This is a genomic window from Thermogutta hypogea (assembly GCF_055386265.1).
This window is the reverse complement of sequence record NZ_AP042425.1, coordinates 3,566,003-3,582,439: the sequence shown is the minus strand read 5'-3', so window position 1 is coordinate 3,582,439 and position 16,437 is coordinate 3,566,003. Positions and strand designations below refer to the sequence as shown.

Here is a 16,437-nt window from a genome sequence, read left to right as displayed (position 1 = left end):
AATCGCTTGGGTCGCCAAGAAGGCTTGGGTCGCAAAGAGCGTTTGCCGCCGACCGACGAAAATGGCCCCGTTCGGAAACCGTGGGAGTTGCTGCCGCGTGGTTGGAAACGGGGAGACGGGGCATGTTTCGCGCTCCCGCTCACCCTGCGAAGGGAGCAGAGAACGGCATCCCACCGGAGCACCGTTTTGGTCGCTCCGGCCGACGACGGAGCGCCGCCTTCCCTTTCGCCGCACGGCCTCCCTTGCGGCATCCTCCGATTGACCGTTCCTCCATTTCGGGCGTACAATCCCGCTTTTGACGACTTCGCCCCGCATTGGTTCAAGCATGGACTCCTTGGTCGTAAAACCGGTCGCGTCGAAACGCGAGCAGAAGCTGTTCCTGGAATTCCCCTGGTCGCTCTACCGGGGTGATCCCAACTGGATCCCGCCCCTGCGGAGCAATCAGCGGGAATTGGTCGGTTATCGGGCGCACCCCTTTTACGAACGGAACGAGGCGCAGACGTTCTTGGCACTTCGGGGCGGGCAAGTGGTAGGCAGAATCGCGGCGATTCTGAACCGGGGGCACATCGAGCGCTTCGGCGATCAACGCGGATTCTTCGGTTTCTTCGAATGCCGCGACGACGCTGAAGCCGCGGCCGGGCTGTTCGACGCCGTCCGCGGTTGGTTCGCCGAACGGGGGATCGAAAAGCTGCGCGGCCCCGTCAATCCCAGCCTGAACTACGAATTAGGGATGCTGATCGAGGGTTTCGACTCGCCCCCGACCTTCATGATGACCTACAATCCGCCGTACTATCAGCGGCTCGTCGAATCCTACGGTTTCCGCAAAACGCAAGACCTGTACGCCTACTGGGGGCATGTCAGCATGCTCCCCGATATTCGCTCCAAGCTCAAGCCGGTCTGCGATAAAATATCGGAGCGGTTGGGCGCTCGGATCCGCTACTTGAACAAGCGGCGATTCTTGGAGGATGTGCATCTGTTTTTGGACATTTACAATCGATCCCTGACCAACACTTGGGGATTTGTTCCCATGAGCGCGGGCGAGGTACGGCACATGGCCTCCGCCCTCCGGTGGTTGATGGTCCCCGAGCTGGCCTTGGGCGTGGAAGTGGATGGACGGATGGCGGGTGCCGTGTTCGGCCTGCCCGACTACAACCCGCGGATCAAAAAAATTGACGGTCGCCTATTCCCTTTCGGTTTTATCCATTTGCTGAGGAACAAGCGGGCGATCAAACGGATTCGCGTCATCAGCACCAACGTCCTGCCCGAATATCAATTGCTGGGTTTGGGGCTGGTACTCCTGGACGGTTTGGTGCCCAAGGCCCTGGAATGGGGCATCGAAGAGGCTGAGTTCTCTTGGGTTCTGGAATCCAACGCGCTGTCTCGGGGAAGCCTGGAAAAAGGGGGAGCCAAGCGAATCAAGACCTATCGGCTGTACGACCTGGGGCCGTGATGTGGGCGCGATCGGCCCGCGGAGCCGGTTCCCTTCCGTTTGCCGTGGAACCCCGATCGGGGCGACGATGACTTCCTTCAATCTTACGAATTTCTTCGACTTTGGGATGGAACCCCGCCCCATGCTGCGGCTGCGGATGCCGCAAGACAGGGAGGCCCCGGTGCGCGTGCGCCAAGTGCGGACCTGGCGCGATCAGTATTACTTCACGCGCCTGCCGTGGTTGATTTACCGCAACGATCCGGCCTGGATTCCCCCGCTTTTGATCGAGGTCAAGGAATTTCTCAATCCCCGCAAGCACCCCTTTCTTCAGCACGGCACGGCGGTTCAATTCTTGGCATGTCAGGACGGTTGCCCGGTCGGCCGCGTGCTGGTCAGCGAGGATCCCCGCTACAACGCCAAGCACGGCACCAAGACCGCATGCTTCGGGATGTTCGAGTCGATCGAGTCGCCGCGGGTCGCGGCCGCCCTGCTGGAGGCCGCGGCCAATTGGGCCAAGTCCCGCAACTTGAACCACCTCATGGGGCCGATCGATTACTCCATCAACTACCCGTGCGGCCTCTTGATCGAAGGCTTCCAGTATCCCCCCCGCGTCATGATGAATCACAATCCGCCGTATTACGAGGGCCTATTGACAGGGTGGGGGTTGACCAAAGCCAAGGACCTCTACGCCTGGTGGTTCGACACGGACAACGAACGGCTTCATGCCTGGATGGAACGGGTGCGGCGGGTGGAGCAGCGTTGTCGCGCGGTGATTCGCCCCTTCGACATGAACCATTTCGAAAGCGAAATCGAGCGCTGCGCGAAGGTCTATGCCGCCACGCGCTACGATCAATGGGCGTTCATCGACCTCACACCGGCCGAGTTCCGCTATTTCGCCAAGCGCTTGGCCCAGTTCGCCCGGCCCGAAATGGTCTTGATCGCGGAATTGGACGGCAAGGCGGTGGGATTTTCCATCGCCGTGCCCGACTTCAACGAGGCGATCCGCCCGCTCAACGGCCGGCTGACCTCCTGGGGAATGCCGATCGGCGCGGTACGGCTGTTCCAGCGGCTACGGCAGGTGAGAATCGCCCGGGTCATGGTGCTGGGGCTGATCCCCGGCTATCGGCACCGGGGAATCGCCGAGCAGATGATCTACCGGACCATCGATCACGGCGTCGGTCGGCTGGGTTTCGAAGGGGCCGAACTGAGCTGGACGTTGGAAGACAACGAGGCCATCAACCGCACGGTCAGCGCCGTGGGCGGAAAACTCTACAAGCGGTACCGCATCTACGAGAAGTCGCTCGAATGAGCCGACACCGATCGCGACAGCGCCGCCGACACCAACGGGGGGTAGGTACCCCTTGAACCTCGGCTATCGATCGACGCCGGCGACCGCCCTAGTGCTCCAACGGAAGCACCTGCTCTTGCTTGTCGGCCACCCCTCATTGGAATGATTGGCGCCGGATCGCCCGCCAAGGTCTGCCGTTGACGGAATGGCAGCCAATACTATCCGCCGTTATGGTAGACTACAATTTGCAAAGCGAGGGGCATTTTCCGATTCGGCCGCGCGCCCCCGTTGCGCGGCTCATGGCATGAGTGAAAAGACTTTAAGCATCGTCAATTCGGAAACGTTGTTGGCGGTCCTCGGACCCTGCGATCAGCACTTGCGGATGATCCGCGAGGCCTTCGGCGTTCGGGTGACCAGCAACCATAATCGGATTTGCGTATCGGGCGAGGCGGAGGCCGTCACGCAGGCCGCCGAAATCTTGGAACGGCTCCAAGAGATCGTGCGCCGACAGGGGCTGGTCGCCGCGGACGAAGTGCGGCGGCTGGTGATGGAGGTGCGCAGCGGGCCGATTCAGGAGGGCGTGCCGCCCATCGAGGTCTATACCGGCAGGCGCGTCTATCCGCGGACGCCCGGCCAAGCTCGGTACGTCAAAGCCATCCTCGACCACGACGTCGTCTTCTGCCGGGGGCCGGCAGGCACGGGAAAGACGTACTTGGCGGTAGCCTTGGCGGTGGCCGCCCTGCGCGAACAGCGGACCCGAAAAATCGTGCTGGTGCGCCCCGCCGTGGAAGCCGGCGAGAGCCTGGGCTTTTTGCCGGGCGACTTGCAGGCCAAGATCTCCCCTTATTTGCGACCCCTGATGGATGCCCTCCGCGAAATGATCGACTACGACACGGTGCGGCGCTTTGCGGAGGAAGAGCGGGTGGAAGTGCTGCCGCTGGCGTACATGCGCGGTCGCACGCTCAATGAATCGTTCATGATCTTGGATGAAGCCCAGAATACCACCATCGCGCAGATGAAAATGTTCCTGACCCGAATGGGCAGCCAATCCAAGATCGTGGTTTCCGGCGACACCACCCAGATCGACCTGCCTTCGCATGTGCGCAGCGGGCTGATCGACGCCTGGACTCGACTGCGGAGCGTTCCCGGCATCGCCCACGTGGAATTGGGGACGGGCGACATCGTGCGGCATCCGCTCGTCCAGGCGATCGTGGACGCCTACGAAGGGCGGGGGCCGCGCCGACCCAGGCCCTCCGACGACGAAACACGACCGGAGGAGACGGCCGCGGAGCACGCCCGCTCGACCTCCGCGGACGACGCCGTATGAGGACACGGAATGGCAGGCTCCTCAGGGCAACGTTTGCCGCCGCCTGAATGACTCCGCCCTGCCGGCATCGCCGACGACGCCACTCCACCTTGAAGCGACGAAAATGGCTTCCGGAACGACAAAACGAACGCGAGCGGACCGCGTCACCGGTCTGATTCGCACGCCCGGCAAGTGGGAGCAGGCGTGGAATCGCCTTCGCCGCCGCGACGTGATTGCCCGCATCGCCATCGGCGTGTTGAGCACGCTGGTAACGGCGGTGGTCATCCGGGCGTGGGACCCGCCCGTCGGTACCAAGGGGCGCGACAACCTCGCGATCGACAGCCGCGAAGGGCTTCCCGCGGGAACCTCCTACCGTTGGTTCCCCCCTCCGCGGCCCGATGCCGACGCGGGAGACAGCATCCGGGCCGAGCGGACGGCTCAAGAGCAGGCCGAGGCCGAAGCGGAGCTTCACGATTCCTTTCTGCAATATCGCGACCTCCGCGGTTGGGGCCAAAAGTCGCGGCGCTTCCTCGGCACCTGGCTGATCGTAGCCTGCGGATTCGCGGGAATCGCGGCCTATCTATTCATTCGCCAGCGCCGGATCCTGGTCAGCATTCAACGTTTGGCAACGCTGCTCGTCCTGTATTGGGTTACGTTGGCAATCGCCCTGTGGCTGATTCAAGAGGTCCCCCACGCCGAAATCTGCCCGCTCCTCATTTTCACCCAAATCCTCGCCGTCGCCTATTCGCAAGAGCTCGCCGTGCTGTTCGGCGGGGTGGCCGTCCTGACCTTTCTGCTGGCCACGGGGCAGGACGTCGGCAGCGGCATCCTGCTCGGCACCGCCGTCATCGTCAGCGTCTTGCAACTGCAAAGCCTTCGCGGCCGGGCCAAGCTGATCTACGTGGGATTTTGGACGGCCGCCGCCGCCATGGCGATCCGATTCCTCCTCGCGCTGGCCAACGAAGTCCCCCTCGACGCGACCTTGTTGGGCGAAATCGGGCGCATCGGTCTGGCCGTGGTGGCGACCGGGTTCCTCGTGACCGGCCTACTTCCGTTCGTGGAGCGGTTTTTCGGCGTGCTAACCGACATGAGCCTGCTGGAACTGACGGACCTCTCGCATCCCTTGCTCCGCGAGCTGGCCCGGCGAGCGCCCAGCACGTACAACCATTCGATCAATGTGGGCGCTATCGCCGAGGCGGCGGCCGACGCCATCGGCGCTCGGGGACTCCTCGTCCGCGTGGGGGCCTATTTCCACGACATCGGCAAGATGATCAATCCCCAGTATTTCATCGAGAATCAGGCGGGAAACCCCAACCGACACGAGACGTTGGAACCCACCATGAGCAGCATGGTCATCATCTCGCACGTCAAGGACGGAGCCGACTTGGCACGGCGCTACCACCTGCCCGAGCCGATCATCGACTTCATCGAACAGCACCACGGCACGACGCTGGTGGAATACTTCTACGGGCGAGCCAGGGAGAAGAGCGAAGGCCGGCCGGAGGGCAGCGCCGTGGACGCGGAGATTTTCCGCTACCCCGGCCCGCCGCCGCAAACCAAGGAAGCCGCCGTCCTGATGCTGGCCGACGCCGTGGAAAGCGCCGTGCGGAGCCTGAAGGACCCGGCACCCTCGCGGATCGAGGCCGTCGTCCGGGAAATCGCCGAGCGCAAGCTCGACGAAGGGCAGTTCGACTTCAGCAATCTGACTCTGCGGGAGTTGCGGGCGATCGAAGACGCCATGATCAAAACGTTGACCGCGATGTATCACGGCCGGATCAAGTACCCCGAGCGAACCGAGCGGAGCGAAAAGACGACGGATCGCAGAACGGAGGAGTTGCGGGAGGGAGGGAAACGCGAGGAATCGCCCGCCGCCAAGTCCGGCGATTCCGAGGCCGCCCCCGGCACGCAGCCCCGGGGCGCGATCGCAGGGTCCGCGGACCGATCGACCGAGGCTTCGTCCGCCGACCCGGCAGGCCCCGCCGCACCGCCGCAAACTCGACCATGAACCTCAGACCGATGAAGAACATGCCGTCGTTGCGGCATTTCCGCGGAGACGACGTCGATTCGAGGAGTGGAGCATTTTCGAACATTTTGCAGGGGCGAGAGGGGCCGATCCCCGGCAAGGGACCCTCGCACCGTACCGGCATGCCGTCATGATTCGCGTACCGATAGCCGTGTTGTGCCGCGCCGTGCCCGTCGACCGTCGCCGCATCCGCCGCGCCGTGAAGCTGGTCCTTTCCGAGGCCGGTTTCGAAACCGGCGAAATCAGCGTGGCAGTGGTGGACGACGCCGCGATGCGAGCCTTGCACGCCCGTTACCTGGGCGACGACTCCTCCACCGACGTCTTGAGTTTTCCCCTGGAGGTGGAGAACAATCATATAGAGGGAGAGATCATCGTCTGTGCCGAAACCGCCGTGCGGCAAGGCCCGCGCTTCGGGCGACCGCCCGAGCATGAGTTGATTTTGTACGTCGTTCACGGGGCCTTGCACCTGGCGGGCTACGATGATATTGCGGCCCGCGATCGGGCGGTCATGCGCCGACGGGAGGACCACTACCTGGAACGGCTCGGTTTGGAAACAGCTTAAAGGAGGTCGGCAAGCTCACGTGGAGGCCCAAAGTCTCGGTTTTTGGATTCTGACGTGCGGCATCCTGTGTGTCGGATTTCTTTCCGCCGGCGTCCGGTCCCTTCGCGGTTTTCCGCGCCATAAGCTGGCCGACCTATGCCGGCGGCGAGATCGCCCGGATCGCTTGGCCGAGGTCCTCCGCGAGTATCGCCGCACGGCCGAGGCTGCGGAATTGCTGCAATGGGCGGCCCTGGCCGTCGTTGTCTTGGCGGCCGCCTTCCGCTTGCTCCCGGCGATCGAGGATGCCGAAGCCCCCGACGGCGCCCTGATCGGCGTTCGGCTCCTGCCCGTCGCGATGAACGGTTTGGGGATCGTTCTGGCGGTCTTGGTCGTCGGCCTCTTCCTACCCCGTGCCGTAGCCTCGATTTGGGCGGCGCCCGTCGTGTTCCACCTTTGGCCCTTGTGGCGCACCCTGGCCCGAGCCATGCGACCCGTCGTCTGGGCCGGCGAAGCCGTCCAGATTCTCCTCGCGCGATTGACGGACAACGTCCCCGACGAAGACGAAGTGGAGGATGAATTCGAAGAGGAAATCCGTTCCTTGATGACGGTCGGCGAGCGGCAGGGATACATCGAGGAAGACGCCAAGGAGATGATCGAGGGCGTGATCAAGCTGAGCGACGTGGACGCGGCCGAAATCATGACGCCGCGCAGCGAAATGTTCGCCCTGCCCGGCGAATGCTCGTGGGACGAAATGCTGGAGGCGGTGATTCGGGAGGGGCATAGCCGCATTCCGGTCTTCAACCAGACCCGCGACAACATCGTGGGCATCCTGTATACCAAGGACCTGCTCCCGCATTTGGCCCGGCCCAACGGCGAGTCGGACCGCCCTCCCTGGACCGCGTTGCTCCGCGAGCCGTTGTTCGTCCCGGAAACCAAGCCGGTCGATGCCTTGTTGGAGGACTTTCAGCGCACGCATAACCACATGGCCGTCGTCCTGGACGAATACGGGGGCGTCTCCGGCGTCGTGACCCTGGAGGACATCTTGGAAGAGATCGTCGGCGAGATCGGCGATGAATTGGACCCCGAGCAGATCGAGGAGATTCAGCCGCTGGAACCGGGTCTGGCGGAGGTCCTCGGCTCCGCCCGCGTCGAGGAGATCAACCGCAGGCTGCATCTGGATTTGCCGGAAGACCCCGATTACGACACGATCGCCGGTCTGTTGATGTCCCATCTCGGCCGCATTCCCCGCCCCGGCGAAGAGGTGCCGTTCGGCGAGGTCCGAGTCCACGTGTTGGAGGCCACGCCGCGGCGCGTCCAAAAGGTCCGCCTGGAATGGACGGCGGCCAAGGAGAAGGAGGCCGACCGCGACGGCATGCGGCCGAAGTCCGCTTCGGAATCAGGTCGGTAGATTCTCGTAGATTTGGCCGATGTAGAACATCGCCAAGCGCAGGATCAGGAAGATCATGACGCCCACGATCAGGGCCATGACCAGCCCCGCCCCGACGATACTCAGCGTTTTCATGGCGGAGGCGGCGCGCCGCGTATACTCGCGACTCAAACCCTCCAGGGCGGCATCCAGCGTGCCGCTCTCCTCGCCCGCCCGCAAGGCATCCAACCATTCGCCGGGAAAGAAGTGCGTCTCCGCGAAGCCTTGATGCAGGGAATTGCCGCTTTGGATGGAGCGGCGGAGGATCGGTCGCAGATCGTCGAAGGCGGCGTTGTCCGCGGTTTGCAACGCCAAATCCACCGCCGAGATCACGTCCATCCCGCCGCGGAGCGTGGCGTACATGGCCCACGTCATGCGGGCCAAGGCCAACGTATGGGCGATTCGCCCCAGTACGGGTAGCTGCAACACCAGGCGTTGGACGGGCCGGATCGACACCCAACCCCGCCGCCAACCGTAGGCCGCCCAGGCGATCCCCCCGGCCGACACGGCCACGCAGCAAAGATAGATCGCCAATCCTGCGTTACCCACCAATCCGAAACCCAAGGGATCGACGGACTTGCCCGACATGTTCCCGATGACCCCCATCACCCAAATCAGAAAGCCGATCACTCCCACCGCCAAGGCAAGTTCGGTGAGCGGCCAAGCCAAGAGCTTCCAGAACAGAGCGCGGCGAGAACGCTCCTCTTCGTAGTAATCGGCGAGCAATCGCAGGGCCTCGGGCAGCGCGCCGGTGGTCTCGCCCACGTGCAACATGCGAAGGAACAGCGGCGGGAAATAGCCCCCGGCGGCCGCGACGGCATCGCTCAGGCTCTGCCCTCGATCCAACGCCTGGGAAATCTCCCGCACCACGCGGCGACTTGCCGGCGAGACGAAGCGGTCGACCTCCCGCTTCCAGATCGCCCGCATCTCGATGCCGGCCTCGATCTGCATGGCCAGACGGCGACACAAATCGATCAATTCGCTCTTGCCGATTCGCGGTTCGGGCAGCATGGCTCAACCTCCAGCACCTAGTGTAGTGTCTTGTAATTGAGGGAACTTATCCATGGCCGCCGGCGTCTCACTCTCAGACCGAGGAGGATGACGCCATGCGAGTTGCGAAAGCCATCGAGTTGAGTGACGCGGAACGAACGACGCTGACGAAATGGTCGCGGGGTCGGAGCACGCCGGCACGCGTGGTGTTGCGTGCCAAGATCGTCCTGGCCGCGGCGGCGGGCAAGCGTAACGACGAGATTGCCGCCGAACTCGGCTGCACGCGTCGCACGGTGGGAACGTGGCGGACCCGCTTCCTGGAGGCGGGTCTGGCGGGCCTCGACAAGGACAAGCCGCGCGGCGGTCGCAGACCGAAGGTCCGCGCCGCCAAGGAGGCGGAGATCCTCCGCAAGACGACGCAGGAGAAGCCCGCCAACGCCACGCACTGGTCGACCCGCTCGATGGCGAAGGCCGTGGGGGTAAGCAAGGCGACTGTGCATCGCATTTGGCGTGACCACGGCTTGAAGCCGCACTTGGTGAAGACCTTCAAGGTCTCCAACGATCCGCGGTTTGTCGAAAAGGTCGTGGACCTCGTAGGCCTGTACCTCAACCCGCCCGAACACGCCTTGGTGCTCTCCTGCGACGAGAAGAGCCAGATTCAGGCGCTCGATCGCACGCAGAAAAGTTTGCCGCTGTATCCCGGCCGGTTGGGTACGCTGACGCACGACTACAAACGCCACGGGACGACGACGCTGTTTGCGGCCATCGAGGTGGCTGAAGGCAAGGTCATCGCCGAGTGCATGCCGCGACATCGCCATCAGGAATGGTTGAAGTTTCTCAAGAAGATCGATGCGGAGACGCCGCCCGAACTCGACTTGCATTTGATCGTGGACAACTACGCCACGCACAAGCATCCGAAGGTGCAGCGGTGGCTGGCACGGCACCAACGCTTTCACATCCACTTCACGCCGACGAGTAGTTCCTGGCTGAATCTGGTCGAACGCTGGTTTCGCGACATCACGGATCGCCGCATTCGCCGCGGCGTCTTCAAGAGCGTTCGGCAGTTGGAACGGGCGATCTATGAATACATTGCCGATCACAATGCCAATCCCAAGGGCTTCACGTGGACGGCCAAGGCCGAGGCGATCCTCGCCAAAGTCCGTCGCGCCCGCGCCGCACTGGATAAGGCCCCATCTGAGTGAGACACTACACTAGCTTACCCTCGCGGCCGCCGTCACCGCTAGCACGCTCCGGCGACCCGCGTAGTGCGTAAAACCTATTACCGGCGAAGTCAGCCGGTGGTGAACGCCGGGCCGGGTAAGACACCGCCGGCATACGCCGGAGGCACCCCGCGCACGCCCACGACACCGGCCCGGGCTGATCAGGAGCCGCCGTCGCAAAGTGGAGTCCCGATGCCGAAATAAGGACCTTCCGGAATCCGGCGCAATCGAGCGCGCATTTTTGTTGACGCGAGACAACTTCGGCTTTAGAATCCAATCGTCATCAGGCGATAATATCACCGACTTTATTCCCAATGTCGGGTAAATGACATGCGCCGGTATGCCCTTTCTCTCGCTTGTTCGCTTGGGCATCGACGGGCAAGCCGCCAAGGTTTTTTGTCTTGTCTTCCGATGCCGTGGAATCGGCCCCGCGAGTCGTTTCCATCGCCCCTCGTTCAGACTTGTTGCGCTCGGCGGTCGTCGCTGGGTTTCCGTAGCGTTTCCATATCCTCATCTGGTTGGAGGTGGGTCATGAAGCAACGTTCAGCGTCGGCAATGCGGCGAGGATTTACGCTCGTCGAACTGCTGGTGGTCATCGCCATCATCGGTATCTTAATCGCCCTGCTGTTGCCCGCGGTGCAGGCCGCGCGGGAAGCCGCCCGGCGGTCTCAGTGCACGAACAACATGAAGCAAATCGGCCTGGCCCTGCAAAACTACCACGATACCTATAAGAGCTTCCCGCCCGGCGTCATTTGGGGAATGGGCTGCATGGGCGCATCCGGCGGTGATACCGGTTCCGACATGTGTCCGGCAGGCGTTGTTCCGCCCGCTCATCACCACACGTGGAACGCCATGATCCTACCGTTCATGGAACAAAAACCGTTGTACGACACCATCAACTTCAAGGCGCCCGCCTGGAACGGACCGGACCTCCAAGGCGTCAGTCCGCAACGGTTCGTCAGCACGCCGGTGGCGGCCCTCCGCTGCCCGTCGGACGGGAACTTCCAAAAACCGTCGGAGTCCAACAACATCGCCATCACCAATTACCCGGGTTCCGAAGGCTATCACTGGCACGCCGGCACTTGCTGCTTCGGCAATTGGGATCCGTGGAATGTCGTGGATGACCCGATCACTCAAACGTGCACGTTCCACGGGCTGTTCACGCAGACCCGAACGGCCAACATGGCCCAGGTGACGGACGGGACCTCCAACACCATTGCCTGCGCCGAAAGAGACTCGGTGGGTTACTACGGCGGGCCGATCCGTACCAGCGGGACGGGCAAGCGGCGGAACATCGGCGATGCCATCGCCTGCTCGGCCTTCATCGGAACGGCGGTAGGCGGATGGGGGGCCAACGAGACGGGCAATCGCGTGCTGAACGTGGATGGCGGCAGCAAAGCGCCGTGGCAGTGGTTCCGCTGGAATCCCGGCACCTACATGCCGACCTACATTGCCGCCTGGGGGCCGAACGCCGAATGGCCCAGTCCGTCCAGCTATCACCCCGGCGGTGTGAACGCCGTCCTGGTGGATGGCAGCGTGAAGTTCATCCGCGATAACATCGCGTGGGGGACTTGGTTCCGCATCAACTCCATCGCCGACGGGTTGACGGTACAGAACGCGTTCTAATCCCGTCGTGCCGGGTTCGCGCAAGCCGAATCCTTTCCCTTGCAAGCCGGCGTTGGGGATCGGGACGCCGCAACCGTCCCGATCCTCGCACAGTTTTCACAACTCAAGGATCGGGAGTGCATTCTATGAAGCGACTGATCGTGTGTGCCGCGAGCTTGGCGCTTTTGGCGGCCGTCTCTTGGGGCTGCGGCAAGCGTCCGGAAGACAACCCCGGCTTCAATCCCGACACGGCGAAGGAACCCGCGAAAATCGCCAATCCGGCCGAAGGGATTTCGCCGATGGGACCTCCCGGCGGTATGGGGCCGGGCATGCCGGGCGGGATGGGCGGACCGCCGGGACCTCCGCCTGGAATGGGCGGCCCCGGTCAATGAGTAGCCGCAAGCCGACAACGATCCGTACGCGCTGAGCCGCCGGCGTGCCCCCCCCTGGCGCTTGGTGCAGGCTTCTTCCAGGTTGTACGCTGTGCGCTGCATGGCGTACAACCTTCTATTTTTCACATCGCGTTTCACATCGCGGTGACGCCCGAGGCCCGCACTCCGCTGACGTTTCCGGCACCGTCGGCACGAGCCGCTAACGGCTGCTGAGCAGCGGGATAGCACCCCAGATTGCGTAGGAGACCCACACGGACGCCCCCGGCTTCCGTGTTACCGTTCGCGCAGGGCGGCACTTCGTCGAAGTCTACTCGCGGATCAATTCGCGGACGGTCATCCCGGACGGGATCATCGGCAGGACGTGCTCTTGATACGGCACCAGGACGTCAAGCAGATACGGTTCGTCGCTCTCGATCATTTCCTTCAGGCCGTCGATCAATTCCGACTTGTGCCGGATGTGGCGAGCCCGCCACGAGAAGCCTTTCGCCAGCGTGACGAAGTCGGGGTAATAGTGCTTGGGGATCAACCCCTCGCCCAAGCCGACGGCCTCCGGTTGATCGATCGGCCCAAGGTAGGTGTGCGCCCGATTCCGGGCATGGAATCGATCCTCCCACTGCACGACCATGCCTAGGTGTTGGTTGTTGAGCAGCAAGACCTTGACGGGGATTTTTTCGCAGTGGCAGGTGGCCATCTCCTGAATGTTCATCAGAAAGCTGCCGTCGCCGTCGATGTCGACCACGAGCTTGTCGGGATGGGCCACCTTGGCGCCCATCGCGGCGGGCAGGCCGAAGCCCATCGTTCCCAAGCCCAGGCTGGACAGCCACGTCCGCGGCTTGCGGAACTTGTAGAATTGGGCGGCCCACATCTGATGCTGGCCCACGCCCGTACTGATGATCGTGTCTCGATCCTTCGTCAAGTTCCAAAGTTCGTGGATCGCTTGCTGCGGCAGAATGGCGTCCGGGTGCTCGCGGTAGCGGAACGGCTCGGTCTCTTTCCAGACGCGGATTTTCTCCAGCCAATCGGAAATGTCCTCCGGCGGCTGCACGATCTGATTCAATTCCTGGAGGGCGTACCGAAGATCGCTGACCACGGCGATGTGCGCCTGCTTGACCTTGTTGATCTCCGAGGGATCGACGTCGATGTGCACGATGACGGCGTGCTTGGCGAATTCGGCCACCTTGCCGGTCACGCGGTCGTCGAAGCGGACGCCGAAGGCCAGGAGCAGGTCGCACTCGGCCACGGCGTAGTTGGCGTACACGCTGCCGTGCATGCCCAGCATATCCAAGGAGAGCGGATGATCGCCGGGGAAGCCGCCCAAGCCCATCGCCGTCATGGTGACGGGGATGTTGGTCTTTTCCACCAGTTCCCGCAATTCGGCGCACGCACCGGAAGTAATCACGCCGCCGCCCGCGTAAATGACGGGCCGCTTCGCCTTGCGAATCGCTTGGGCGACCTCGCGGATTTCCTCGGGCCTAGCCCGGGCCGTCTTGGGATGGTAGCCCGGCAGGTCCATCGGCACCTCGTAGTCCGGCTTGGTCTGGGCGATCTGCACGTTCTTGGGGATATCGATCAGCACCGGCCCCGGTCGGTCCGTGGAGGCCACGTAGAACGCCTCGCGCAACACCCGGGCCAAATCGCGGACGTCCGTCACCAAGTAATGATGCTTGGTGACGCTGCGGCTGACCTCGACGATGGGCGTTTCCTGAAAGGCGTCGGTGCCGATCACCGGCGTGGCCACCTGGCCCGTGATGGCGATGATGGGGACGCTATCCAACTTGGCGTCGGCCACCGGCGTGATGAGGTTGGTGGCGCCCGGCCCGCTGGTCGAGACGCACACGCCCACCTTGCCGGTCGATCGCGCGTAACCCTGCGCCGCGAAACCGCCCCCCTGTTCGTGCCGGGGTAGCACCACGCGGAGTTTGTCGCGAAAGCGGGTCAGGGCCTGGTGGATGGGCATGCTGGCCCCGCCCGGATAGGCGAACACCACGTCCACGCCGTGGTTGACCAGCGACTGTACGACGATCTCCGCCCCGCTCACAAGTTCCTCGCTTCGAGACGTAATTTGCACCGGGCGGGATGACTGCACAGCCGTAGACACGGACGCTTCTCCTTAGACAAAAATCCCCAACTAGACTAACTAAACAAAACCCCTAAACCGCCGAAACACGACGCCGGCGAGCGGCCGACCGCCCGCGGCTTGCCTCAAAACAGCCTCTTCGGCATCTATCCTCGAATTCTCAATGCGAAATGGGAAGCAAGGCGTCAGCGGGACTTCCGCCGGCGCCGGACAACGTTGGGCAGGCGTATTGCCGCGTTCCGCGCATAGCCCCGCTCCCTCGTGACCACGCTTCACGAAACCATTAACCATATCTCGGAAATGGAGGTAGTTCAATTGTACGCTCCACTTCGCGCGAGACACACCGCCCGCGGCGGCCCTCCGCTTGAGCATCCTCATAGGACGCCGCCCCCTTCGCCGCGGTTCGCGGATTCTCGGACGAATTCGGAACCGTCCGGTTCGAAAACTACACTATAAGAAAAGGGAACGAAACGGCTGCACCGCGCCGACCGCGTTCTGCCGCAGTTCGGCGCGCCGCTCGATTGCCGGGAGATCAAGCCCTGAAAACACTGCGGATGCGTTTATGGCGACTGGTCTTGGCCGCAGTCTCGCTGATTGCGGCGGGTGCTGTTACCCCTCCGGCGGTAGGGGATGAGCTGGCCGCCGCCGTACAGCGAAAGTTCGAGGCCTATCGTGAGAAGCTGAAGCAATTGGCCGATCAGTGCGAGGCGGACGGACTGAGCGAGGCGGCGCGGCGCACCCGGGCATGGCTCCAGCCGGTGGCCGAGGATCGGCTGCTCGTCCCGATTCTCCCCACCAAGATCGGGGGAGACACTCCGCCCGATGATGCACCGGTCGGGGTCAAGGAATGGTATCAAGCATGGATGACCTTGCGGCGACAACAGGCGGAGGATTTATTCGCCCTGGCTCGGGGAGCCGTCCGCCAGGGTAGGGCGGGCTTGGCTTTGGACCTGGCCCTCCGCGCCCTGCACGAAAACCCCGATCACGAGGCGCTGCGTCGCCTTTTCGGTTTTCAGCCCTACGCCGGAGAATGGCGAACGCGATACGAAGTCGGCCGACTTCGCGCCGGGCAGATTTGGGATGATCGCTTCGGTTGGATTCCCAAGTCCCAGCTTGCCCGGTTCGAGCGCGGCGAGCGCCCCGCCGACCCGCGCTGGATTTCGGCCGAGGAGGACGCCCGGCGGCGGCGGGAGACGAACACCGGATGGACGGTGGACACGGAGCACTTCCAGGTCTGGACCGACCACAGCCTCGAGGGCGCCGCGCTTGTCGGCAAAAAGCTCGAAACCTTGCACGAGCTTTGGAGCCGCCTGTTCGTACGCTATTACCTCACGGAAGCCCAAGTCTTGGCACTGTTCGACGCACGGTCTCGGGCATTCGCCCCCCAGCCCATGCAACACAAAGTGGTGGTCTTTCGCACGCGAGCCGAATACAACGAGGCCCTTCGCAACCGCGCGCCGCAAATCGAGATCACCGGCGGGATGTACGTCGGCGACCGACGCACGGCCTACTTTTTCTTCCACGATGCGCCCGAGGGGACCGACTTGGAAAAGGCCCTGGACGTGACCACCGTTTACCACGAGGCGACGCACCAATTGTTCTACGAATTGGGGCGGGTATCGCCTTCGGCCGGGCAACGCAGCAATTTTTGGGTCATCGAAGGGGCCGCCATGTACATGGAGACGCTCCGCCGCGAAGGCGATTTCCTCGTGTTGGGCGGCATCGACACGCCCCGCATGATCGCCGCCCGTTTCCGCCGACTGCAAGACAACTTCTACATCCCCTTGCGCGAATTCACCGCCATGACGATGAACGACTGGCAGAGCGATTCGCGGATCGGCGCGATTTACAGCCAGGCGGCCGGCATCACGAATTTTTTGATCCACCACGACGGCGGCAAATATCGCGAGGCCCTGGTGCAATGCCTGCTGGCCGTCTATCGCGGCACGGATACGCCCGACGCTTTGGCACGGTTCACCGGCCGCAGCCTCGCGGGGCTGGATGAGGAGTACCTCCAGTACCTCAAGGCCATGCCGCCCCTGCCGCCGATGCGTCTGGAATCGCGTTAGAGATGCGTCTGGAATCGCGTTAGAAAGGCAGGCGACGGGGAAAATCGGATCGCCGTCGCGTTAGAGCGAGG

Annotated in this window: 12 protein-coding genes; 10 read left to right on the top strand and 2 right to left on the bottom strand. The window is 63.2% G+C overall.

Translation table 11 applies throughout. From position 1 onward, the window contains the following. The first annotated feature begins 325 nt into the window (after positions 1 to 325). The 6 genes from ACZ5B4_RS12885 (at position 326) to ACZ5B4_RS12860 (ending at position 7,995) form a co-directional block, all read left to right on the top strand. Entirely contained in the window at positions 326 to 1,450 is a 1,125-nt protein-coding gene (locus ACZ5B4_RS12885; protein WP_464911639.1) for an N-acetyltransferase, read from the top strand. Between the two features lie 67 nt (positions 1,451 to 1,517). Beyond that, positions 1,518 to 2,738 (top strand): GNAT family N-acetyltransferase, encoded by a 1,221-nt coding sequence (locus ACZ5B4_RS12880; RefSeq protein ID WP_464911638.1) that lies wholly within the window; start codon positions 1,518 to 1,520, stop codon positions 2,736 to 2,738. 283 nt (positions 2,739 to 3,021) lie between these two features. Continuing rightward, positions 3,022 to 4,044, top strand: coding sequence for a PhoH family protein (locus ACZ5B4_RS12875; protein WP_464911637.1), 1,023 nt, complete (start codon positions 3,022 to 3,024; stop codon positions 4,042 to 4,044). A gap of 103 nt (positions 4,045 to 4,147) precedes the next feature. Next, positions 4,148 to 6,028 carry an HD family phosphohydrolase gene (locus ACZ5B4_RS12870; RefSeq protein ID WP_464911636.1) on the top strand — a complete coding sequence of 627 codons (1,881 nt, stop codon included), beginning with the start codon at positions 4,148 to 4,150 and terminating at the stop codon, positions 6,026 to 6,028. A 148-nt stretch (positions 6,029 to 6,176) separates the two neighbouring features. Beyond that, on the top strand, positions 6,177 to 6,608 hold the full coding sequence (gene ybeY, locus ACZ5B4_RS12865; RefSeq protein ID WP_464911635.1) for an rRNA maturation RNase YbeY: 432 nt from the start codon (positions 6,177 to 6,179) through the stop codon (positions 6,606 to 6,608). A gap of 19 nt (positions 6,609 to 6,627) precedes the next feature. Next, complete coding sequence (locus ACZ5B4_RS12860; protein WP_464911634.1) at positions 6,628 to 7,995, top strand: hemolysin family protein; 1,368 nt, start codon at positions 6,628 to 6,630, stop codon at positions 7,993 to 7,995. Here ACZ5B4_RS12860 and ACZ5B4_RS12855 read toward each other — a convergent pair. Next, entirely contained in the window at positions 7,984 to 9,024 is a 1,041-nt protein-coding gene (locus ACZ5B4_RS12855; protein ID WP_464911633.1) for a type II secretion system F family protein, read from the bottom strand. The genes ACZ5B4_RS12860 and ACZ5B4_RS12855 overlap by 12 nt on opposite strands. 95 nt (positions 9,025 to 9,119) lie before the next feature. On the opposite strand from ACZ5B4_RS12855, the gene ACZ5B4_RS12850 reads away from it, so the two are divergent. From ACZ5B4_RS12850 to ACZ5B4_RS12840, 3 genes are all read left to right on the top strand, one after another. Next, positions 9,120 to 10,205, top strand: a complete 1,086-nt coding sequence (locus tag ACZ5B4_RS12850) for an IS630 family transposase (RefSeq protein WP_464911496.1) — start codon at positions 9,120 to 9,122, stop codon at positions 10,203 to 10,205. A 549-nt stretch (positions 10,206 to 10,754) separates the two neighbouring features. Next, the gene (locus ACZ5B4_RS12845; RefSeq protein ID WP_464911632.1) at positions 10,755 to 11,849 is read left to right on the top strand and encodes a DUF1559 family PulG-like putative transporter; all 1,095 of its coding nucleotides are present in this window, start codon (positions 10,755 to 10,757) and stop codon (positions 11,847 to 11,849) included. A gap of 125 nt (positions 11,850 to 11,974) precedes the next feature. Further along, complete coding sequence (locus ACZ5B4_RS12840; protein WP_464911631.1) at positions 11,975 to 12,220, top strand: hypothetical protein; 246 nt, start codon at positions 11,975 to 11,977, stop codon at positions 12,218 to 12,220. Positions 12,221 to 12,527: 307 nt separating this feature from the next. Here the strand turns inward: ACZ5B4_RS12840 and ilvB are convergent, their stop codons facing one another. Further along, positions 12,528 to 14,318 carry a biosynthetic-type acetolactate synthase large subunit gene (gene ilvB / locus ACZ5B4_RS12835; protein WP_464911630.1) on the bottom strand — a complete coding sequence of 597 codons (1,791 nt, stop codon included), beginning with the start codon at positions 14,316 to 14,318 and terminating at the stop codon, positions 12,528 to 12,530. A 533-nt stretch (positions 14,319 to 14,851) separates the two neighbouring features. Here ilvB and ACZ5B4_RS12830 point away from each other — a divergent pair. Further along, complete coding sequence (locus tag ACZ5B4_RS12830) at positions 14,852 to 16,366, top strand: DUF1570 domain-containing protein (protein WP_464911629.1); 1,515 nt, start codon at positions 14,852 to 14,854, stop codon at positions 16,364 to 16,366. Positions 16,367 to 16,437: the final 71 nt, after the last annotated feature.

What these genes read in the sequence shown, in the direction of transcription:
- ACZ5B4_RS12885 (WP_464911639.1), top strand. Translation starts at nt 326, where the DNA reads ATGGACTCCTTGGTCGTAAAACCGGTCGCGTCGAAACGCGAGCAGAAG.
- ACZ5B4_RS12880 (WP_464911638.1), top strand. Translation starts at nt 1,518, where the DNA reads ATGACTTCCTTCAATCTTACGAATTTCTTCGACTTTGGGATGGAACCC.
- ACZ5B4_RS12875 (WP_464911637.1), top strand. Translation starts at nt 3,022, where the DNA reads ATGAGTGAAAAGACTTTAAGCATCGTCAATTCGGAAACGTTGTTGGCG.
- ACZ5B4_RS12870 (WP_464911636.1), top strand. Translation starts at nt 4,148, where the DNA reads ATGGCTTCCGGAACGACAAAACGAACGCGAGCGGACCGCGTCACCGGT.
- ybeY (WP_464911635.1), top strand. Translation starts at nt 6,177, where the DNA reads ATGATTCGCGTACCGATAGCCGTGTTGTGCCGCGCCGTGCCCGTCGAC.
- ACZ5B4_RS12855 (WP_464911633.1), bottom strand. Translation starts at nt 9,024, where the DNA reads ATGCTGCCCGAACCGCGAATCGGCAAGAGCGAATTGATCGATTTGTGT.
- ACZ5B4_RS12850 (WP_464911496.1), top strand. Translation starts at nt 9,120, where the DNA reads ATGCGAGTTGCGAAAGCCATCGAGTTGAGTGACGCGGAACGAACGACG.
- ACZ5B4_RS12845 (WP_464911632.1), top strand. Translation starts at nt 10,755, where the DNA reads ATGAAGCAACGTTCAGCGTCGGCAATGCGGCGAGGATTTACGCTCGTC.
- ACZ5B4_RS12840 (WP_464911631.1), top strand. Translation starts at nt 11,975, where the DNA reads ATGAAGCGACTGATCGTGTGTGCCGCGAGCTTGGCGCTTTTGGCGGCC.
- ACZ5B4_RS12830 (WP_464911629.1), top strand. Translation starts at nt 14,852, where the DNA reads ATGCGTTTATGGCGACTGGTCTTGGCCGCAGTCTCGCTGATTGCGGCG.